This window comes from Alistipes sp. CHKCI003 (assembly GCF_900021155.1).
GTDB classification, from domain to species: Bacteria; Bacteroidota; Bacteroidia; order Bacteroidales; family Rikenellaceae; genus Alistipes; species Alistipes excrementavium.
Genome location: NZ_FCNT01000016.1, coordinates 1 through 19,546, shown reverse-complemented (window position 1 = coordinate 19,546; position 19,546 = coordinate 1). Strand labels below are relative to the sequence as shown.

Here is a 19,546-nt window from a genome sequence, read left to right as displayed (position 1 = left end):
GACTGCCGTTTCGGGAGGCAGAATAAACAATCCCGAAAGAGCTTTAAATTTGTTTAGGGGGCTTTCGGCCGCTTGTGAAAGCCGCCGTTTGCCGGGCGGGTCGGTATCGGTCCCAAGCGATATCGGCACCGCTTTTTTTGCAAACTGCCAGCGGTCCGGCAGTCGGAGTGAAGGGCCGCGTCATAATTATCAAGGTTCGCACCGCCCACTTGCGAAAGCCGGCGTTGCGGGGAACGGACTGCTGGAGCGGTCCGTTCTGTCGTTAACGGGGGGGGGCTCGGTTCGTGCGGTGGTGCGGGGTTACTGTCGTTTTGCGGAGCCGGGGGTTGCGTGTCGCCGTTTGTCGGGATCGGCCTTGCGTGCGCGGTGATCTCTTTCGTGTGTCGGGGTCGCGGCTCGCGCGGTCTGGTCCCCCTGCCGCTGCAATCGGCGGTAGGCGAAATATGCACGTGCGGAGCGGCTTGCGCTTCCGATCCGGTTCTGTCGCCGCCTTCGGCTTTTGAATTTGTCTTCGCGGGTGGCTGCCTGAAATGCCGAATCCCCTCTGCGGAGGGGATTCGGATGGATTCTGTTCGACGAATGAACGGTCCCGATCGGCTGAAGTCCCGAAAGACAGGAACGCCGGATGCGGGCCGTAGTGGTCTCTTGTCGCATCATCCGCGACGTCCGCCGCCGAAGTCTCGCAAAGAGGATGGGCGAACTGCAAAGAGGAGATGCCCGAGAAATAGGTCGTCGCCGTTTTGCTCAGACCGTCATGATCTCCTTCTCCTTGCGGTCGAGGATCGCGTCGAGCTGTTTCGAGAATTTTTCGAGCAGTTTCTGCGACTGGGTTTCGCCGTCCTTCGCCTCGTCTTCGGGCATGCCCTCCTTCTGAGCCTTCTTGAAGGCGTCGACCGCGTCGCGGCGGGCGTTGCGCAGGCTGATGCGGGCCGTTTCCGCTTCGCCGCGCACCTGCTTCACGAGCTCCTTGCGGCGCTCCTCGGTCAGGGGCGGAAGCGTCAGCCGGATCTGCTCGCCGTTGTTCGAGGGCGTGAGCCCGATGTTCGAGTCGAGAATCGCCTTTTCGAGCGGGCGCAGCATCTTCTGGTCCCACGGCTGTATGAGGATCGTCTTGGCATCGGGGACGGTAACGCTCGCTACGCCCGAAACGGGCGTCTGCGTGCCGTAGTAGTCGACCATCACGCTGTTCAGCACGTGCGGCGACGCTTTGCCGGCGCGGATGTTGAGCAGCTCCTCTTCGAGGTGGTCGATGGCCTTCTGCATGCGTCCGGAGGCTTCGTTGAGAATCGTCTTGGTATCCATTGTCGGTGTGATGTTATGGTTTGTTCAGTTCGTTTTCGATCGCACGGACCAGCTCCCCGAACTCTTCGGGCGTGTAGCCGATGTAGCTGCCGGCGATGCGTCCCTCGCGGTCGATGAGGAAGTTGCGCGGAATGTAGTTCGTGGCGTAGAGCGCGTAGACCGTCCGTTCGGGGTCGAGACCGCTCGGGAAGGCATGGCCGTTGCGCCGGAGGAACTCCTCGACGGTCCCGCGCTCCTCCTCCCGCGATACGGGCAGGAAGACGAACGGCCGGCCGGCGAAACGGTCGACGATTCCGCTCTGCACCCTTTGCAGTTCGGAGCGGCAGGGCGGGCACCACGTCGCCCAGAAGTTGAGCAGCACGACCCGACCGCGCAGGTCCGAAAGCGTAACGTGCGTGCTGTCCGTCATCTCCACCGTGAAGTCGGGCGCCTGTTGTCCCACGGCGACGCGCGTCGTCCGTTCCATGCCGTCGCCGCACGAGGGCAGCAGGAAGATGAGGACGGCGATGGCGACGATAGCCGCCAGCATGATCCACAGGGAGGCGTTGCTCTTTTTCTTAGCCATATTGTCAGCGTTTTACGAGTGTTCCGATGGGTTCTCCGGCAAGAACTCTGCCGAGGTTGCCCGGAGTGTCCATGTCGAAGACGACGATTTCGAGCCCGTTCTCCTTGCAGAGCGTGAACGCCGTGAGGTCCATCACCTTCAGATTGCGGGCATAGACTTCGTCGAAGGTGATTTCAGCGAATTTCGCGGCGTGCGGATCTTTCTCGGGGTCGGCCGTGTAGACGCCGTCCACGCGCGTACCCTTCAACAGTACGTCGGCCTCGATCTCGATGCCGCGCAGCGCCGCGGCCGAGTCGGTCGAGAAATAGGGATTGGAGGTGCCGCCGCCGATGATGACCACCGTGCCAGATTCGAGGTATTCGAGCGCCTTGGACTTGGAGTAGTATTCGCCGATGGGCTCCATGCGGATGGAGGTGAGCACTTTGGCCTTCACGCCGTTGTCTTCGAGCGCCGATTGCAGGGCCAGCGAGTTGACGATCGTGGCCAGCATGCCCATCTGGTCGCCCTTCACGCGGTCGAAACCCCGCTTGGCACCCGTGAGGCCGCGGAAGATGTTGCCGCCGCCGATCACGATGCCGATCTCGACGCCCGTGGCGGCCGCGGCCCTGATCTGCCCGGCATAGGATTGCAGCACCTCGGTCGAAAGGCCGTATTGCCGGGACCCTTGGAGCGATTCGCCGCTCAGTTTGAGAAGTATTCTGCGGTATTTCATGGATGGTATCAGCCTTTGGTAGTGCGAAGATAGGGATTTTTCCCGAAATTCTCCGGTTCGCCGCGCACAATTTTCGCGTCGGCGTCTCTTCGCTCCCGCCGACAGGCGTTTAAGCCGGGCTGTGCGGAGTACCTTTTTCCGTTTTTATGACTATCTTTGCACGGCGATGACCGGAATGCAATATACCCTGCTCGAAAAAGTGAACTCGCCGGCGGACCTCAAACGGCTCTCCGCGGACGAGCTGCGTCTCTGTTGCGACGAGCTGCGCCGCTACATCATCGAACAGTGTTCGGTGAACCCCGGGCACCTCGCGTCGAGCCTCGGGACCGTCGAGCTCACGGCGGCGCTCCACTACGTGTTCGATACGCCCGACGACAAGATCGTCTGGGACGTGGGCCATCAGACCTATGCCCACAAGATCCTCACGGGGCGGCGCGAAGCATTCCGCACCAACCGGCGGCTGGGCGGCCTCAGCGGCTTCCCGCGCATGGCCGAGAGTCCGTACGACGCATTCGGAGGCGGCCACGCCTCGGTGTCGATCTCCGCGGCGTTCGGCATGGCCAAGGCTGCCGAACTGCGGGGCGAAAAGCGGCAGGTGGTAGCCGTGATCGGCGACTCGTCGATGACGGGCGGACTGGCGTTCGAAGGATTGAACAACGCGGGCGCCAGCAAGCGCACGAACCTGCTGGTGATCCTCAACGACAACGACATGGCCATCGACAAGGCTACGGGCGCCCTGCGCAACTATCTGCTCAAGATCTCCACCTCGGTCCACTACAACCGTTTCAAGCAGAGGCTCTGGGGGATCATGTCCCATACGCCGTGCCTGCTGCATCTCTGCCAGAAGGCGGGAAATGCCGTGAAACACGGTCTGCTGAACAAGAGCAATTTCTTCGAGAGCCTCAATTTCCGTTATTTCGGTCCTGTGGACGGCCACGATCTGAAGGAGCTGGTGCGCGTGCTGCGCGTGTTGCGGGACATCGAAGGCCCCAAGCTGCTGCATGTGATGACCGTCAAGGGGAAGGGCTACCGTCCGGCCGAGAACGACCAGAGCGTGTGGCATGCCCCGGGCAAGTTCAATCCCGAGACGGGCGAGCGGGTGCAGTCCAGTGCGCCGGCCGCGAAATATCAGGACGTCTTCGGCCGGACGCTGCTCGATCTGGCCCGCCGCGATCCGCGCGTGGTGGGCGTTACGCCCGCCATGGCTTCCGGCTGTTCGATGAACGTGCTCCAGAGCGCCATGCCCGAACGGGTCTTCGACGTGGGCATCGCCGAGGGGCACGCCGTAACCTTCTCCGCAGGACTCGCCGCCGGAGGATTGCGCCCCTTCTGCAACATCTACTCTTCGTTCATGCAGCGGGCCTACGACAATGTGATCCACGACGTCGCAATCCAGAATCTTCCGGTCGTGATGTGTCTCGACCGCGGCGGACTGGTGGGCGAGGACGGCGTAACCCACCACGGCGTTTTCGATCTGGCGGCCTTTCCGCCCGTGCCGAATCTGACGGTCGCGGCTCCGATGAACGAATCCGAACTGCGCAACATGATGTATACGGCGCTCGAAGCGGGCACTCCGTTCATGATCCGCTATCCGCGCGGCTGCGGCGCAGGCGTGCCGTGGCGCGACGTGCCTTTCGAAGCGTTGCCCGTCGGGCGTGGCCGCCGCCTGCGCGAAGGCTCGGACGTGGCCTTGCTCTCGATCGGCACGGCGGGCAACTTCGCCGCCGAAGCCGCCCGTAGGGCTGCCGCCGAGGGGCTGTCGGTCGCACACTACGATCTGCGCTTCGCCAAACCGCTCGACGAGGAGTTGCTCCGTGAGGTCGGCCGCACGTTCCGCAAGGTTCTGACGGTCGAGGACGGCGCGGTGCGCGGCGGCGTGGGCGAGGCGGTCGCGGCTTTCTTTCCGGAGCACGGTTACGCGGTCAGCGTGCGGACGCTCGGCATCGGCGATGCGTTCGTCGAACACGGCACGCCGGAGCAGTTGCGGGCTCAGTGCGGCTACGATGCGGACGGTATTCTGCACGTACTGAAAAGTTTCTGATTTTTTCTTTTTTCCGCCCTTCTGCGGCATAAAATCTGCGTGTGTCTTCGTGCTAAATTAACGAAGAAGTGCGCAGCGTGTTGATCTTGATTTTTATTTCTCTGCTGATCGTCGGGGTGGTTTACGGAGCCGGAACCGACAATGTGGACCGCCGGACGGTCCGTGTGTTCGATCTCGAACGCTATATGGGCGATTGGTATGAGATCGCCCGTTACGACCACCGTTTCGAACGGGGGCTGATGGAGGTGCGCGCCACCTATCGTCTGCGCGACGACGGGCGGGTCGATGTGCTCAACAGCGGTACCTCCCTGCACGGCGAACGCCGCAAGAGCGCCCGCGGAAAAGCCCGTCTCACGGGGCAGCCGGGGCGGTTGCAAGTTTCGTTTTTCTGGTTTTTCTATTCCGACTACAATGTGATGGAGCTGGGCGACGATTACGATTGGGCGCTCGTCGGCAGCCGTTCGGCCAAATACCTCTGGATCATGTCGCGCACGCCGCGTCTGCCGGTGCCGACGCTCAACCGCATCCTGCGTCTGGCCGAACGGCGCGGGTACAAAACCTCGGGGCTGATTTTCGTCGATCAGCCCGCCGAAGAGGAGCTTGCGGTGCGGGGCGGAATCCGGGGCGGGGCCGCGCGTCTCTGAGGCGGTGTTTCTGCCGAATATGGCTGGGGCCGGCCCGTCTCGATGCCCGGAACGGCATGTTCGCGAGCCCTTTGGACCAAGGACTTCCGGCCGCATTCGTTCGGAGGTCCTCGTCTTCCGCATTTCTGTCGTTGCACGGCCTCGCAGACCGTTTGCTCCCGCTCTTTCGGCGACATGTAATTGTCCGCCGCTACTGCTGCTGCGATAGGGCCGTCGGCGCTGTTCGACGGCCGCAGCAGGGGAGGGGCCGGTTCGTTGCCGGCGGCACAAAACTTGCTCTTAGACGGTTGAATCAGCGCATGAGCGAAATACGTTCAACCTATAAAAGCGACAACTTATGACTGCAAAAAAACAAAAAAATGCCGAATCGTCCTGTTTCCGCGAGTTTTTCCTCGACCAGATCAAGGATATTTATTGGGCCGAGAAACATCTGATCAAAGGAATGAAAAAGATGCGCAAGGCTGCGACGAGCCCTTCGCTCGCATCGGCTTTCGAAAAACACATCGCCCAGAGCGAAGAGCAGGTGAAACGGCTGGACCGCGTCTTCGAACTGCTGGGCAAGACGCCGCACGAGAAGAAGTGCATGGCCATGGAGGGCATCCTGAGCGAGGCCGAAGAGGTCATCGCCGATACCGAGAAGGACAGCTACACGCGGGATGCGGGACTGATCCTCGCCGCGCAGAAAGCCGAGCATTACGAGATAGCCTCCTACGGCACGCTGTTCGAATTCGCGCGGATGATGGGCGAGAAGGAGATCGCCCGCCAGTTGGCCGATACGCTCAAGGAGGAGGAGGCGACCGATTCGTTGCTGACGTGCCTTGCCGAAGACGAGATCAACGAAATGGCTGTAGCGGAATAGTCTTTTGTTTTCACACGTTGGAAATGCGATTCCGCCGGTAACGGCGGTTAGAGGGGAAGCAGGCGGTCGGAGCGATCCGGCGGTCCTGCTTCCGCTTTCTGCGGTGTTCCGTGCCGGAGGGTTCCTGCTCGGGATCGGTTCGTCGGGTTTGTCGTCCATGCGTGCGCTGCTCCGGTTGCGGGATCCCGCATGAGAGACCAGCGTCTTGCGGTCCGCCGGCGGCGGTCGGACCTGAGCGAACCGCTGCGGACCGTGTAGTCCGGTACGAGGCCGATCGTGCCCGGCGGGTGCCGCCCGACGATGAGAAGCTGCCTGAGAGCGGACGGAGGGTGCGCAACGCGGGAAGGATTCGCCGCTCGTGCAGTGCCCGGCGATGTCGTCTCTTCGCCGGCATGCTGTCCGATGCGGTTCTTCGGGCCGTGCGGTTCGGTGCGGCGGCCTCCGAACGGCAGCGGCCAGTCCGCGCCCGGCGGTCGGAGGCGCTGCCTTCCTTTCGGCCGAACGCACGTTGCCGGCCGTCTCGCGCAAGACCTCGGTTGCGGCACGGGATTTGCATGTACGATAGGGCTGCGATAGGTTCAGACCGGATGTCGGACCGAGAAAATTTGGATTTTTGACAAAAAGTGTTTACCTTGCGTGGACAAAAAGCGGACGGAGCGTATGCGCCGCCCGCTCCGAAAAACCATTTATTCATTAAAAACGGATTGCCTATTGCAAGAAATCTACTCTTTAATAAATTGAAAGAGAGAAAAATATGAATGTACAGGTGTTAAGCGATCAAGTATTGCTTAATCGGTATCTTGCAGGTGATCAGCATGCCATTTCCCAGCTTATCGAACGCCACAGCCGTCGTGTCCGCGACTACATCCAGATGATGGTCAAGGACGAAGACGAGGCCGACGATATTTTTCAGGAGACTTTTATCAAGGCCGTCCGTGTGATCGACGACGGACGTTACACGGACAACGGTAAGTTCCTCTCGTGGATCCTGCGCATCGCCCACAATCAGGTGATCGATCATTTCCGTGCCCGGAAGCAGGACAAGACGACGAACGAGGCCGAGGCGGGCTATGACATGCTGGGCAGCCTCCGTTTCTCGGAAGGCAATGTGGAGGATGCGATGGTGAGCGAGCAGATCGAGGCGGACATACGGATGTTGGTCGAACTGCTGCCCGCCGAACAGCGCGAGGTGGTGATGATGCGTTATTTTTCCGGTTTGAGTTTCAAGGAGATCGCCGAACAGACGGACGTGAGCATCAACACGGCGCTGGGGCGCATGCGTTATGCGCTGATCAACCTCCGCCGGATGATCAAGGAGAAAAATCTGGTTTTATGTTAAGCGGGGTGCAATAAATCTCCGCGGGGCGCCGTTTGTTCAGTAAAGAAACAAATACGGACTGCCTATGGAGGATATGGACAAAAACGAGGAGTTACACGGTATCTCGGACGAGGATCTTCTGATGAAAGAGGTAATACAGGGAGATGCGGATCTATGTTATCTGCACCATTATCTTTCGGAGGTTCTGCGGAAGGGATGATTTCAAGGGTTAATTTTGATGGTGAGGAGGAGCTGTCCGCAGAGGCGGCTCTCCTTTTTTTCGGTATAACGAGACGGTCTGCCCCTTCCTTCGAGAATGGACCGTCGGTCGAAACTCCCGAATAACGGTACGAATACAAAAAGGGCTGTCCGAGACTTGTCAGACAGCCCCTCCCTTTCGGGGACGACTGCTCGCGGACGCGGATGCGAGTCGGATGGGGGAAGCGCCGTGATGCACGGCTGCAAGCCGTCGTGGGCCGTCGCTCCCTGCGCAAACCCGTCCTGTGCTCCGAAGGGCGGTCCCTGCGTGCATGAGCGGTCGGTTTGCTCGATCACATGCGGCGGATCGCCGTTATGTAGGGTTTATCGCCGGCCGAGGGCAGCGGTTGGTGAACGATGACCTCCGCATCGAATTTCATGGGCGGATTCGTGCTCGTTTCGCCCTCGCAGAGGAATTTGTAGTTCGTGCCGTTCACGATCTGCGTCGCCACGCTGTCGGGCGTGTAGGTTACGCCGGCGAGCCCTTTCATGGCCTCGTCGAAAACCGCCTTGTCCTCGGCGGTCGGCACGCGCATCGCGGTGTATGCTCCCGTGGCGCGGCCGTCGGCCGGAGCTTTTGCCGGCCGTGCGTCGGCTGCTGCGTGCGGTTCGGCGAGCCGGACGATGCTCGTCAGGACGGCCTGTCCGCCGGATTGGGGCAGCGGTTTGTAGACGACCGCTTCGGCCCGGTAGGTCATCGGTTCGCGTGCGGCGGTCCGGGCCGTGCAGAGGAACTTGTAGTTCGTGCCGTTCACGATCTGCGTCGCCACGCTGTCGGGCGTGTAGGTTACGCCGGCGAGCCCTTTCATGGCCTCGTCGAAAACCGCCTTGTCCTCGGCGGTCGGCACGCGCATTGCGGTGTAGCCGCCCGCAGTCTGCGTGCGGGTTTCGGTCTGCGGTCGTTTCGTCTGTGGGGTTTCGGCCTTTTTCGTAGCGTTGCCGCCGCAGGCTGCCAGTGCGGCGACGGTTGCGAGTAGAAGGATTTTTCTCATCGTTTGTAAATTATTAAGGTGATTGTCTGACAAATGTACGTAAAAAAATCGGGTTGCATACTTGTGGCTTTCCGGTGTCCGAACCGATATACGCTAAAAAATCCGTACCTTTATCGGGAAAAACCGACGAACCGATGACCGATTTCCGATTGAAAGTATTCCGCAGCGTAGCCCGCAACCTGAGCTTCACGAAGGCCTCGCAGGAGTTGTATATCAGTCAGCCTGCTGTCAGCAGGCATGTGCAGGAGTTGGAGGCTGCCTACCGCGTGCAGCTTTTCGAGCGGAGCGGAGGCCGTATCGGGCTCACCGATGCCGGACGGATTCTGCTCGAGCATTGCGACCGGATCATCGACGAATACGACCGATTGTCTTACGACATGAGTCTCCTGAATCACAGCCATGAAGGGGAGTTGTCGGTGGGCGCCAGCACGACGGTCGCGCAGTATGTGCTGCCGCCGCTGATGGCGCGTTTTCTCGACAAGTTTCCGCGGGTCGCGCTGTCGCTTCGGAGCGGCAACTCCCGTGAGGTGGAGGAGGCGCTGCTGGCCCGCCGCATTCATGTGGGGCTGGTCGAGGGGCTCGCGCATCATCCTTCGCTTCGTTACACGCACTTCCTGCGCGACGAGCTGGTGGCTGTCGTGGGGGCGGCCAACCCGCTCGGTGCGCGCGACGAGCTTTCGTGCGACGAGTTGCGCACGGTGCCGCTCGTGCTGCGCGAAAACGGTTCCGGTACGCTCGAAGTCATCGCGCGGGCGCTCTCCGAACATAATCTCAGGTTATCGGAGCTGAACGTGCGTCTGCATCTGGGCAGCACGGAGAGCATCAAACTATACCTTGAAAACAGCGATTGCATGGGGATCGTGTCGGTCCGCGCCGTGCGCCGCGAACTCTACGACGGACGGTTGCGGGCCGTGGATATCAGCGGTCTGAAGATGTCGCGCGACTTCCACATCGCCGAGCCGCAGGGCGCGGGCGAGGGACTGGGGCGCTGTTCGCGCGTTTTCTGCTGCGGGATAACCGGTCGTTATAGCGGATAACGAAATACGAAGAGCGAATCGGCGCTTTTCGAACTATCTTTGCGCAGCCGACCGATAAACGGCTGTAAAAAGTAAAGACAGACCTATGGTATTCACCGAAAAACGAAGCAATGTCCTGCACGGAATCCTGCTGATCGCGCTCTTCTCGCTCTCGGCCTTCTACATCGCCGGTTTCGAATTCGTCGAACGCCTGTCGTTCAGCCCGCTGATCGTGGGCATCCTGCTGGGTATGCTCTATGCCAACAGCCTCCGCAATCATCTGCCCGAAACGTGGGTTCCGGGGATCAAGTTCTGTTCGAAGCAGGTGCTTCGGCTCGGAATCATCCTCTACGGATTCCGCCTGACCTTGGCCGAGGTGATGGCCGTGGGACTTCCGGCCATTGCGGCCGATACGGCGATCGTCGCGGGGACGCTCCTGCTGGGCGTGGGACTGGGCCGTGTGCTGCGTATGGATCGCGACACGGCGCTGCTGACCGCCACGGGCAGTTCGATCTGCGGCGCCGCCGCCGTGCTGGGCGCCGAGGGGGTGGTGCGTCCCGAGCCGCACAAGACGGCCGTCGCCGTGTCGACGGTGGTGATCTTCGGCACGATTTCGATGTTTCTCTACCCGATGCTCTGGCGCAGCGGCCTGCTGGAGCTCAGCCCCTCCCAAATGGCCGTATATACGGGTTCGACGCTTCACGAGGTCGCGCACGTCGTCGGCGCCGGCAATGCCATGGGGGCCGAAATCGCCGATACGGCGACCATCACGAAGATGATCCGCGTGATGATGCTGGCTCCCGTGCTGCTCGTGATGAGCTTTGCGCTGGCTCGCCGCAAACGCGGTGTCGGAGGGACCGAGGGGGGCAAGGGCCGCATTGCGGTTCCGTGGTTCGCTTTCGGCTTTCTCGCCGTGATCGGATTCAACTCCTTCGGTCTGTTGCCTGCGGACGTGGTGGCCGGGATCAACGATTTCGACACGTTCCTGCTGACGATGGCCATGACGGCGCTCGGCACGGAGACCAGTTTCCGGAAATTCAGGCAGGCGGGTGCCAAGCCCTTCCTGTTGGCCGGTCTGTTGTATGTTTGGCTTCTCGGGGGCGGTTACTGTCTCGTGAAATACCTCCTGCCGATGAACTGATCCGGCCCGCAGGCCGGACGACGGAGGAAGAGGCGCAGCGATTTCGAGGACCGCTGCGCCTCTTCCTCGTGCGAGGTCGGCTACGCTCCGGCGTAAATCAGCAATCCCAGTCCGATGAGGAAGAAAATGAACATGCCTGTATTGAGCCGGACGGAAATCCGGGGCGCTCCCTCGAACTCCTTCCAGATCAATATGCCCCAGAGGGCCGATACGAGCGTCGCGCCCTGTCCGAGCCCGTAGGAGATCGCGGCGCCGGCCTTTTCCGAGGCGATCAAGCTGAACGACTGCCCCAGACACCAGATCGCACCGCCCAGCAGACCGACCAGATGGGTGCGCAGATCGCCCCGGAAGTAGTCCGACGGTTTTACCGGAGCTCCCTCCGCGGGATGCCGCATGGCGAGGGTGTCGAAAAGGAAGTTGCTCAGAAAGACTCCTGCGGCGAAGATCGCCACGGCCGTGTAGGGCGTGAGCTTTCCGGATGCCGGAGCCGCGAAATTCGAGAGGTCCATCGACGCGGCCACGAAGCGGTAGAAGAAAGCCATGATAATGCCCGCGGCAACCGAAATGAGGATGCCTTTGGTGGTGAGGCTGCGGCTTTCGGTTCGGGCTTTTTTGTAGGCGATACCGTTCATGACGATCGCTGCGGCGATCAGCGCCACGCCGGCGAAGATGAAGAACGGATCGCCTTTTGCGGCGCTCATGTAATTGACCGCCACACCCAGCACCAGAGCGATGCCTATGCCGACGGGAAAGGCGACCGAAAGTCCCGTGAGTGCGATGGCCGCGGCGAGGAGGAGGTTGGCGGCGTTGAAGATCACGCCGCCGACGAAGGCCGACAGCAGACTGCGGCCGTCGGCCTGAGCGATGTCCGCGAGAAAACTGCGCCCTTCGGAACCGATGCTGCCCAGCGTGAAGGCCATGAGAAGCGAGAACAGGAGGACGCCGACGACGTAGTCCCAGTAGAAGAGTTCGTAACGCCACGTGCGTGCGGCGAGTTTCTGCGTGTTGCCCCACGAACCCCAGCAGAGCATCGTGATGAAGCAGAAAAATACGGCGAGCGGATAACTTTGAACGATGTACATGATGTCGGATTTTTAGATGACGCGATTCTGTGCGAGCCGGACCGTGGCGCAGCCGGGCGTGCGTGGCGATGCCGCAGGCGTGCGGCCGAGGGTTGCGAATCCGCCTGCGTCGCTTTTCGGACATCCGGCGAGCGCGTCGTCGGTATCCGGCCGCGGGAGACGGTTTCCCGCCGCCGCACGGGGCGGGCGGCGGGCCATCGGCCTTTCCGGAGTTAGGTGCGGAACTGCTCCACCTCGGTCCGGTAGGGGGCGGAGCTTTGGGCGCCGATGCGTGTTACGGCGATCGCGGAGGCTTTCGCCGCGAACCGGGCCGCTTCGACGAGCGTGCGGCCTTCGGAGAGAGCCACCGCCAGTGCGCCGTTGAAAATGTCGCCTGCGGCAGTCGTGTCCGCCGCCTGCACTTTGCAGGCCGGTACCATCTCGTGTGCGTATCCGTCATAGACGAGCGCCCCACTCGCACCGAGTGTAACGATCACGTTTCCGACGCCCCTGCCGACGAGTTGTTTCGCCGCCGCGAGGGCCGATGCCTCGTCTGCGATCGTTATGCCGGTGATGGCTTCGGCTTCCGATGCGTTGGGGGTAAGCAGATCGACCGCTCGGAGCAGCCGGTCGGAAAGGACCGAAGCGGGAGCCGGGTTGAGTACGACCGTTTTGCCCTTGGCGTGTGCGGCGAATGCGGCCTCTTCGACGGTCTCCATCGGTATTTCGAGTTGCAGCAGCACGAGGGTCGCCGCATCGAACGCTTCGGCCGAGAGGCGGATGTCCGCAGGCGAGAGGCCGGCGTTGGCTCCCGGGGCTACGACGATGCAGTTCTCGGCCTGCGCATCCACGGTGATCAGAGCGACGCCCGAAGGGCGCTGCGGGTCCGTGAAGAGATGGGCGGTGTCGATTCCCTCTTCGTTGAAAAGTGCGCGGGTCTGACGGCCGAAGAGATCGTCTCCGGTTTTGCAGATGAAGGCTACCCGTCCGCCCAGACGGGCGGCGGCAACGGCTTGGTTGGCTCCTTTCCCGCCCGGATTCATGAAGAAAGTGCCTCCGATGACGGTCTCGCCCGGTGCGGGCAGGTGTTTGGTCCGGATGACCATGTCGGTGTTGGAACTTCCGACGACGAGAATGCTTTGTGTCGACATAGGCTCGTATGTTTTTTCGTTTGCGGCGGTTGCGCAATCCCGGCGCATCGCTGCCGTCGACGGATTGGGATCTTCGGCACGCTTGCCGGAACAGGGCGGGGTGCGGGCGGGATGTTTTTTCGGATGCGCAGTGCGGCAGCCGAAAAGGGAAACCCGGGCGCGAAGGGCGGCAGGGTGCAGGCTGCGGCTGAAGAAAGCCGGTTCGCCCGCTCGAACCGGCTTTCTGCGTGTGAGGCGAAGTGCGCTCACACCTGACATTTGTGGGCATTGCGGAGCTGCATGGAGAGCGAGACGGCTGCCGCACCCGCGAACAACAGCGAAATGCCGACCCATACGATCACGGCCGCCGAACCGAATACGAGCGGTTGGAGCAGGATCCAGATGGCGCAGATCAGCAGCAGAATGCCGCTGAAGATGGTCCAACCGGAACCCGGAATGCTCAGGGCGTTCATGTCGCCGCCCAGACCCACGGTGCTGAAGCCGCGCATCAGCAGCCAGAACCCGAGGAAGATGGGGAGCGTGGCGGCCGATAGAGCGATGTTGAAGATCAGGATGAGGCCGAGGATGATCTCGATCACGCCGCCCGCGAGCATCCATCCGCGGCCCGTGACGAAGTGTCGGTTGGCCGAGGAGAGCACCACTTCCAGAATGCCGGTGATGAGGATCACCCAGCCGAAGAGGATCGACATGCCGATGTAGCTCTGTTCGGGGAAGAGGAAGGTCGCAATACCGAGCAGGAAGAGCACGAGGCCCGTCAGGAGCAGCAGCCACCAGTAGTGTACGGCCTGTTTCGAATTTTCGATCAGTGTGTTGAATCTGTTTACCATGATAGGATGACGATTTGTTGGTTTCGTCTTGCTGCTGCAATCGGCATACCAGACCGGGGAAAGAGGCGTATGGTCCGTGTGCGGTTCGGGAGTTTTTCGGCATCGCAGGCTTCTGGGCGGCCGTATGGACTGTGCGGCGGCTGAGCAGGCGGAACGGACATGGGCCGGGGGTGCGATGGGGGCGGTTCGGACGCGGCGAGCGGAAAGCATAAAAAAATGAGGTCTTCGGAGGTATTCGACCGCGGAACGAGCACCGTTCCTCCGGTCTTAGCTGCAAAACGCATTGTCGAATCCGTTTTGCGGCAACCTGCCGATTTCCTCAACCAACCTAAAAACTACTAACCTAAATGAACCTTAAAACTTCGAGACAAAGATAGAACGTGTTTTTAAATTATGCAAATTTTTAAGTAAAATTATAAATATTTTTACAAAGAAAAATCCGTAATCATCCCATTTTCAGGCGTTCGGAATATGTGTCGGAAAGTCTGGAAAATGGCGCATTTGCGGAAAAAGTCCGCTTCGCAAGATTATTCTGCATGCGCGTTTCCTCTGTTCTTACCGACGATTTCGTGCACTGCGCTGCTCGACGAGCCGCATACGCGGGTCGTGCCCGCCTCCGGAATGTCCGGATTCGGATTCGGTTGCGATAGGGATGCGTTTCCGTCGTATGACTGCGAAAAGGGGGTTTCGAGGCCGCGCTACCGAAGGTCGTCCGAAGTGCAGCGCGACGTGGGATACGGAGCCGTCGAAAAGCTTGTACAGCTTCGGTTGCCGGGTCCGGTGTGGTGAAAACCGGTACGACGTTTCTTTCGGACGGGTCGCGGACCTCCTGCATCCCCCTCCCTTCTCTCTATCCGGAAGTCCGTTTGTACGAGGAGCGGCGGAAAGGGGCCGTACGTCGGAAGGGAGATCTTGTATCCGTCCTCCCGTAATTCCGTTCGGGAGGACGAGACCCGTTCGCGGGGAAGCGTGTGCAGCGGCGGGTTCCTGCGGATTGGCACCGGGGCGGATTGCTATTGTTCCGACGTCGAATTCGTGATGTCCGGCTATGGGACGGCCATCGATTATCTTTTCCCGGCTCTTGCGGCGGTCGACCCCGGATACAGGACCGGGAGGGGCGGTATGCCTCGGTCGGCGGCCTCTTTCCCCGGAGCGGTTACCAGCGGATGATCCGTTTCCAGAATCGCCGCATGCGGGGCTTCGACCAACTGTGGCAGCCGAAAGGCAGCCGTCCGCCTGCAAGCCGCAGGCAATAGGCGGGATGGGTGTCGACGGCGAATGCGAGCGCTTCGCGCCACGACGGGTAACGGAACTCCGCGGGGACGGTCGCCCAGAAGACATCCTCGTTGAAGAGGTGATGCGGATCGGCGGCGAACCGCTCGATCCGTTCGTGATAGCGGTCGCAGGCGGTACGGAAAGCCGCCACGCGCCGCAGCGAGAGCCCGCCGTTGCCGACACGTCCGTAGAGGATCTGCCGCGTGGGCCGGCCGCTGCGGAGCGACTGCCGGAGACGCAAAGCCATCCATTGCCGGACGAGGGGCAGGTCGTAGACCGGACGCCGCACCCACGGGGCGGCCACGCAATCGTAGCCCCGTGCGCACCACTCCGAGAGTTCGTCGCGGAAGATCCATGCGTCCGTATGGCAGACGAGGATATACTCCGTATCGGCGAACAGATCGTAAAAGTCCGCCGAGAGCATCATGCGGTTGTAGCCTGCGATGCCGTTGCGCGTGCCGAGCCATTCGTCCGACACGGCCAGCGGACGAAGGGCGGGAAACTCCGCGAGGACGGCGGAGACATCCACGTTGCAGGGGTGGAGCAGGAGGAGCGGATGGCGGCCGAGCATGCGGACCGTTTGCGCGACGGAGGCCCGCTCGGTCTCGGAGAGTGCGGAGCGGTAGACCGGAATGAGGACTTTGACCGTTTCCATGGGATCAGCGTTTGTCGCTCCGGCACTTCCGGAGCAGGGTGCGGAGTTTGTATTTCACGTATTTGGGCAGCAGCGACCACGCCATGCCGGTCTCGGGGCGGCGGACGAGATAGCGCATCGCATCGCGGAATCCCCGCACGTCGAAACACCCCTTCTGCCACATGAAACGGATGAAATAGCCCTCGCCCAGCCGGTCGTAGCGGGCGAGTTCCGCTTCCGTGAGCGGTTCGGCGCACATCGGCAGATGCGAAGCCCATTTCGTATGGAGCGCCTCCATGCCTTCGACCCACGCACGGGAGAAGGAGCCTTCGGAGAAGTGCTCGACGAGTACCGTGCGGCAGACGTAGTTCGTGTGGCGCACGGCGGCGGCGAGCGAGAAATCGAGGTCGTAGCAATGGAATCCCGGGAAGGTCCGCTCGTCGAAGGGACTCTGCCGCCAGACCTCCCGTCGGGTGAGGAGGCAGAGTCCGTCGAGGGTTACGACGGGCGAATAATCCGCATCCGGGGGGCCGATGCGGCGCGGGTGCCGTCGGCCCCGCATATGTTGTACGTAGTTGGCCCGCACGTCGCGGCCGCAGGTATCCCAGCCCGTCATCCGCCGGAGTTTGAGGACGCTGCCCGCGAATCCGACGACGCCCGTCTCCGGAGCGCGGAGCTGCGGGGCGAGCTTCCCGCCCCAGCCTTCCGTCAGGAACCGGACATCTTCGTGTATGAAACAGAGCAGATCGTAACGGGCGCGGGCGGCGCACTCGTTGTACACTTTGCACAGCCCCCAGCCGCGGCTGCGGTTGTCGAAGGCGATGAATTCGAACGGGACGCCGATCGTGCGCGCGACGTTGCGTTCGAGTGCGGCGGCGGCTTCGGGATCGACGGAACAGCAGATGATCGTGTACATGGGCCTTATTTCTTGATGTAGGCAGCGGCGGCATCGGCCGTCCGCTGTCCGTCGAGCGCTGCCGAGACGATGCCTCCGGCATAGCCGGCGCCTTCGCCCGCCGGAAAGAGCCCCTCGATTTCGGGGTGCATGAGCGTCGCGGGGTCGCGCGGAATGCGCACCGGGGTGGAGGTGCGGGATTCGACGCCCACGACGACCGCTTCGTTCGTTACGAAGCCGCGCATCCGGCGTCCGAACGTGGCGAGGCCCCGGCGGAGTCCTTGTGCGATGAATGGGGGCATCCATTCGTCGAGACGCGAGGGGGTGATCCCCGGGATGTAGGAGCAGCGGGGCAGCGTGCCGCTCGCACGGCCCGCCACGAAGTCCGCGACCCGCTGGGCGGGTGCGACCTGACGGTCGCCGCCGAAGCGGCGGGCGGTCTCTTCGAAGTCCTGCTGGAATTTCAGTCCGGCCAGCGGACCCCACCGAGCTTGCAGGGCGGCGAAATCTTCGGGACGGACCTCCGTTACCAGTCCCGAGTTGGCGAAGGGCGAGGTGCGTCCGCTGGGCGACATGCCGTTCACGACGGACTGTGCGGCATCGGTCATCGCCGGAACGATGAAGCCGCCCGGGCACATGCAGAACGAATAAACTCCGCGGCCGCCCTCCTGACTCACGAGCGAATAGGAGGCTGCGGGCAGGTATTCGCCCCGCTCGGGGCAGCGGTATTGGATCGAGTCGATGAGCGGCTGCGGATGCTCGATCCGCACGCCCATGGCGAATGGCTTGGCTTCGAGCCGGACGCCTCGGGCGTGGAGCTGTTCGTAGACGTCGCGCGCCGAGTGCCCCGTGGCCAGTATGACGGCGGCACCCTCGACGGTCTGGCCGCCGCAGACGACGCCCGTGATGCGGCCCTTGCGCACGACGAAGTCCGTAACCCGTTTCTCGAAGAGAAACGTGCCGCCTGCGTCGACGATCGTCCGCCGGATGTTCGAGATGATGCGCGGCAGGCGGTCGGTGCCGATGTGCGGGTGGGTTTCGTAAAGGATCGCAGGGTCGGCGCCGTGGAAGACGAGCGTGCGGAGCACCTTGTTGCAGTCGCCGCGTTTCTTGCTGCGGGTGAATAGCTTGCCGTCGGAGAAGGTGCCTGCGCCGCCCTCGCCGAAAGCGTAGTTCGAATTGGGGTCGACTGCACCGTTGCGGTTGATCTGCGCGATGTCGCGCTTACGCTCGGGGACGGCCCGTCCCCGCTCGAGGAGGATAGGGCGCAGGCCTTGTTCGATCAGTCGCAGGGCCGCGAAAAGTCCGGCAGGACCGGATCCGACGATCACCGCTTCGGTGCGGCCTGCGACCGAAGGGTAGTCGAAACGGATGGGGGCGGGCTGCGGTTCGCGGTCGTCGTAGAGCTCCAGCGTGAGGTTCACCTTGGGTGCGCCGCGACGGGCGTCGATCGAACGTTTCACGACCCGCACCAGAGCGATGTCGGTCTCTTCGAGGCCGATGCGACGGGCGGCCAGCGCGGTGCGGCGGGCCGGGTCGGCGGCTTCGCGGGGGGTGAGCTGGAGTGTAACGGTGTACGGCATAATTTTCGGGGCTTGCGGCGGTACGGAACCGTGCGGCTTGCCGCCTGCAAAAATAGGCAAAAAAAGCGGGATAAAGCCAAGCGCCGGTTGCGATTCGCAATTTTTTCGTACCTTTGTTTCGCATACTGCGGATATGGTGTAATTGGTAGCCACGTCAGACTTAGGATCTGATGCCTTACGGCGTGGGGGTTCGAGTCCCTTTATCCGCACAAAGGAGCCTTCGTCCGGGGCTCCTTTTTCGTTGTCTGTTCGGCGTAAAAGAAAGAAAATCGTTGTATGTCGCCGTTTTCGAGGGATTCGGACGACTTCCCGAACCGGACGCGGAAAGCAATCCGGAAAAAACGCCGGGTGGCAAAAAGGCGAGCAGAGACGATTTCGGACCTCCGAAAACGGAATCGCCACCTCGAAAACTTATAATGAGCTGTTATGCTGTATTTTGCATCGCAATAATTCTCTCTTGCAGGTATTTTGTTACCCCCCCCCAAAAAAAATAATCGACGTCATGAGACATTTGCCATCCTTTTTTTGAAATCTTATTGGTACGATTAAGCAAGGTATCTCATGCCGATAAAATAATTGGTCTGTTTGACCGGGATCAAGAACCGACTGTTAAGGATCTTGATAAAGATCGCCCGGAATATGAAGATTATGGTATATGGAAATCGCATCTGTTCGTGTCCATATATTTCCTTTCCCCCCCCCAGCCTATCCAAAAGCGCGTGGTAGATCGGAAAAGTATTGCATCTTAGGGCAGTCCCCATGTCCGGTACAAACCGGTTGATAGGTTGTATCAACAATAAGAATTCATTGCAAATATCCTTGCGAAAACATTTCCGGGGGCTTCCAATAGAGTGCGAACGATCGATTATAAACGATTTTCGCTTTTATTCTATTTATCATTCATCACGTCCGCGTTTTGTCTGCATTTGATTCAGTAACAGAAAGTCCTGCCGATTATTGAAACCTGACAGGACTTTGGATTTTATCTTTACGGAGATCTAACAGTAAGATTATACTACAATCTTTTTCTGCAAAACAGTTGTCTCCGTCTCACATGGTAGCACGTTCTCGCGTCCTGAATACTTAATTTATTCTGATGACTTCGGCTGCTATCTGCTTGAACTGCGGCATGGCGTTTCCGATGTGCGCTCCGATATAAGTAGGATCGCAAACAAGGTATTTACGATCGTCAAGCATAAGATAGTCTCCTGCAATCTCTTCACCGAAAGATACCGCAGTAGCCAGATGGTTCGGATAATGGAGCAACACGAC

At 60.9% G+C, this 19,546-nt stretch carries 17 protein-coding genes, 1 tRNA gene and 1 pseudogene; 8 read left to right on the top strand and 11 right to left on the bottom strand.

Annotated features, from left to right (window positions below):
- Window positions 1-744 precede the first annotated feature (744 nt).
- From frr to pyrH, 3 genes are read right to left on the bottom strand one after another with little or no spacing between them, the layout of a single operon-like run.
- Window positions 745-1,302: a ribosome recycling factor gene (gene frr, locus BN3659_RS02670; protein ID WP_091534383.1), complete on the bottom strand. Its 558-nt coding sequence runs from the start codon at window positions 1,300-1,302 to the stop codon at window positions 745-747.
- Window positions 1,303-1,315: 13 nt separating this feature from the next.
- The gene (locus BN3659_RS02665) at window positions 1,316-1,867 is read right to left on the bottom strand and encodes a TlpA family protein disulfide reductase (RefSeq protein WP_091534381.1); all 552 of its coding nucleotides are present in this window, start codon (window positions 1,865-1,867) and stop codon (window positions 1,316-1,318) included.
- Window positions 1,868-1,871: 4 nt separating this feature from the next.
- Entirely contained in the window at window positions 1,872-2,579 is a 708-nt protein-coding gene (pyrH, locus tag BN3659_RS02660) for a UMP kinase (RefSeq protein ID WP_091534379.1), read from the bottom strand.
- Window positions 2,580-2,745: 166 nt separating this feature from the next.
- On the opposite strand from pyrH, the gene dxs reads away from it, so the two are divergent.
- The 5 genes from dxs to BN3659_RS13590 all read left to right on the top strand — a co-directional run bounded on the left by dxs (window position 2,746) and on the right by BN3659_RS13590 (window position 7,661).
- Window positions 2,746-4,620 (top strand): 1-deoxy-D-xylulose-5-phosphate synthase, encoded by a 1,875-nt coding sequence (dxs, locus tag BN3659_RS02655; RefSeq protein WP_091534378.1) that lies wholly within the window; start codon window positions 2,746-2,748, stop codon window positions 4,618-4,620.
- Between the two features lie 77 nt (window positions 4,621-4,697).
- Window positions 4,698-5,264, top strand: coding sequence for a lipocalin family protein (locus BN3659_RS02650; protein ID WP_224757884.1), 567 nt, complete (start codon window positions 4,698-4,700; stop codon window positions 5,262-5,264).
- A 337-nt stretch (window positions 5,265-5,601) separates the two neighbouring features.
- Window positions 5,602-6,123: a YciE/YciF ferroxidase family protein gene (locus tag BN3659_RS02645; protein WP_091534376.1), complete on the top strand. Its 522-nt coding sequence runs from the start codon at window positions 5,602-5,604 to the stop codon at window positions 6,121-6,123.
- A gap of 754 nt (window positions 6,124-6,877) precedes the next feature.
- Entirely contained in the window at window positions 6,878-7,462 is a 585-nt protein-coding gene (locus BN3659_RS02640) for an RNA polymerase sigma factor (protein ID WP_091534374.1), read from the top strand.
- A gap of 64 nt (window positions 7,463-7,526) precedes the next feature.
- The gene (locus BN3659_RS13590) at window positions 7,527-7,661 is read left to right on the top strand and encodes a hypothetical protein (RefSeq protein ID WP_262480979.1); all 135 of its coding nucleotides are present in this window, start codon (window positions 7,527-7,529) and stop codon (window positions 7,659-7,661) included.
- A gap of 331 nt (window positions 7,662-7,992) precedes the next feature.
- Here BN3659_RS13590 and BN3659_RS13255 read toward each other — a convergent pair whose 3' ends face one another.
- Entirely contained in the window at window positions 7,993-8,691 is a 699-nt protein-coding gene (locus BN3659_RS13255) for a hypothetical protein (protein ID WP_216092785.1), read from the bottom strand.
- Window positions 8,692-8,825: 134 nt separating this feature from the next.
- On the opposite strand from BN3659_RS13255, the gene BN3659_RS02625 reads away from it, so the two are divergent.
- Together BN3659_RS02625 and BN3659_RS02620 are read left to right on the top strand one after the other, a co-directional pair.
- Window positions 8,826-9,728 carry a LysR family transcriptional regulator gene (locus BN3659_RS02625; protein ID WP_091534371.1) on the top strand — a complete coding sequence of 301 codons (903 nt, stop codon included), beginning with the start codon at window positions 8,826-8,828 and terminating at the stop codon, window positions 9,726-9,728.
- 85 nt (window positions 9,729-9,813) lie between these two features.
- Window positions 9,814-10,848 carry a YeiH family protein gene (locus BN3659_RS02620; protein ID WP_091534370.1) on the top strand — a complete coding sequence of 345 codons (1,035 nt, stop codon included), beginning with the start codon at window positions 9,814-9,816 and terminating at the stop codon, window positions 10,846-10,848.
- A gap of 80 nt (window positions 10,849-10,928) precedes the next feature.
- Here the strand turns inward: BN3659_RS02620 and BN3659_RS02615 are convergent, their stop codons facing one another.
- From BN3659_RS02615 to BN3659_RS02585, 6 genes are all read right to left on the bottom strand, one after another.
- Window positions 10,929-11,930, bottom strand: coding sequence for a multidrug DMT transporter permease (locus tag BN3659_RS02615; RefSeq protein ID WP_091534369.1), 1,002 nt, complete (start codon window positions 11,928-11,930; stop codon window positions 10,929-10,931).
- A gap of 212 nt (window positions 11,931-12,142) precedes the next feature.
- On the bottom strand, window positions 12,143-13,060 hold the full coding sequence (gene rbsK / locus BN3659_RS02605) for a ribokinase (protein WP_091534366.1): 918 nt from the start codon (window positions 13,058-13,060) through the stop codon (window positions 12,143-12,145).
- 245 nt (window positions 13,061-13,305) lie between these two features.
- Window positions 13,306-13,887, bottom strand: a complete 582-nt coding sequence (locus BN3659_RS02600) for an HdeD family acid-resistance protein (RefSeq protein ID WP_091534364.1) — start codon at window positions 13,885-13,887, stop codon at window positions 13,306-13,308.
- Between the two features lie 1,156 nt (window positions 13,888-15,043).
- On the bottom strand, window positions 15,044-15,817 hold the full coding sequence (locus tag BN3659_RS02595) for a DUF5672 family protein (protein WP_091534363.1): 774 nt from the start codon (window positions 15,815-15,817) through the stop codon (window positions 15,044-15,046).
- A gap of 4 nt (window positions 15,818-15,821) precedes the next feature.
- A complete protein-coding gene (locus BN3659_RS02590; protein ID WP_091534361.1) occupies window positions 15,822-16,712 on the bottom strand; it encodes a glycosyltransferase in 891 nt (296 codons plus the stop codon).
- 5 nt (window positions 16,713-16,717) lie between these two features.
- On the bottom strand, window positions 16,718-18,274 hold the full coding sequence (locus BN3659_RS02585) for an NAD(P)/FAD-dependent oxidoreductase (protein ID WP_091534359.1): 1,557 nt from the start codon (window positions 18,272-18,274) through the stop codon (window positions 16,718-16,720).
- Between the two features lie 127 nt (window positions 18,275-18,401).
- Between BN3659_RS02585 and BN3659_RS02580 the strand changes: the two genes are divergently transcribed.
- Window positions 18,402-18,483 (top strand) — tRNA-Leu (locus BN3659_RS02580).
- 874 nt (window positions 18,484-19,357) lie between these two features.
- Here the strand turns inward: BN3659_RS02580 and BN3659_RS13250 are convergent.
- A pseudogene (locus BN3659_RS13250) lies at window positions 19,358-19,546 on the bottom strand (hypothetical protein); the annotation flags it as partial.

Excerpts from the sequence above, each read along its gene's own strand:
- frr (WP_091534383.1), bottom strand. The coding sequence starts at position 1,302 with ATGGATACCAAGACGATTCTCAACGAAGCCTCCGGACGCATGCAGAAG.
- BN3659_RS02665 (WP_091534381.1), bottom strand. The coding sequence starts at position 1,867 with ATGGCTAAGAAAAAGAGCAACGCCTCCCTGTGGATCATGCTGGCGGCT.
- pyrH (WP_091534379.1), bottom strand. The coding sequence starts at position 2,579 with ATGAAATACCGCAGAATACTTCTCAAACTGAGCGGCGAATCGCTCCAA.
- dxs (WP_091534378.1), top strand. The coding sequence starts at position 2,746 with ATGACCGGAATGCAATATACCCTGCTCGAAAAAGTGAACTCGCCGGCG.
- BN3659_RS02645 (WP_091534376.1), top strand. The coding sequence starts at position 5,602 with ATGACTGCAAAAAAACAAAAAAATGCCGAATCGTCCTGTTTCCGCGAG.
- BN3659_RS02640 (WP_091534374.1), top strand. The coding sequence starts at position 6,878 with ATGAATGTACAGGTGTTAAGCGATCAAGTATTGCTTAATCGGTATCTT.
- BN3659_RS13590 (WP_262480979.1), top strand. The coding sequence starts at position 7,527 with ATGGAGGATATGGACAAAAACGAGGAGTTACACGGTATCTCGGACGAG.
- BN3659_RS13255 (WP_216092785.1), bottom strand. The coding sequence starts at position 8,691 with ATGAGAAAAATCCTTCTACTCGCAACCGTCGCCGCACTGGCAGCCTGC.
- BN3659_RS02625 (WP_091534371.1), top strand. The coding sequence starts at position 8,826 with ATGACCGATTTCCGATTGAAAGTATTCCGCAGCGTAGCCCGCAACCTG.
- BN3659_RS02620 (WP_091534370.1), top strand. The coding sequence starts at position 9,814 with ATGGTATTCACCGAAAAACGAAGCAATGTCCTGCACGGAATCCTGCTG.
- BN3659_RS02615 (WP_091534369.1), bottom strand. The coding sequence starts at position 11,930 with ATGTACATCGTTCAAAGTTATCCGCTCGCCGTATTTTTCTGCTTCATC.
- rbsK (WP_091534366.1), bottom strand. The coding sequence starts at position 13,060 with ATGTCGACACAAAGCATTCTCGTCGTCGGAAGTTCCAACACCGACATG.
- BN3659_RS02600 (WP_091534364.1), bottom strand. The coding sequence starts at position 13,887 with ATGGTAAACAGATTCAACACACTGATCGAAAATTCGAAACAGGCCGTA.
- BN3659_RS02595 (WP_091534363.1), bottom strand. The coding sequence starts at position 15,817 with ATGGAAACGGTCAAAGTCCTCATTCCGGTCTACCGCTCCGCACTCTCC.
- BN3659_RS02590 (WP_091534361.1), bottom strand. The coding sequence starts at position 16,712 with ATGTACACGATCATCTGCTGTTCCGTCGATCCCGAAGCCGCCGCCGCA.
- BN3659_RS02585 (WP_091534359.1), bottom strand. The coding sequence starts at position 18,274 with ATGCCGTACACCGTTACACTCCAGCTCACCCCCCGCGAAGCCGCCGAC.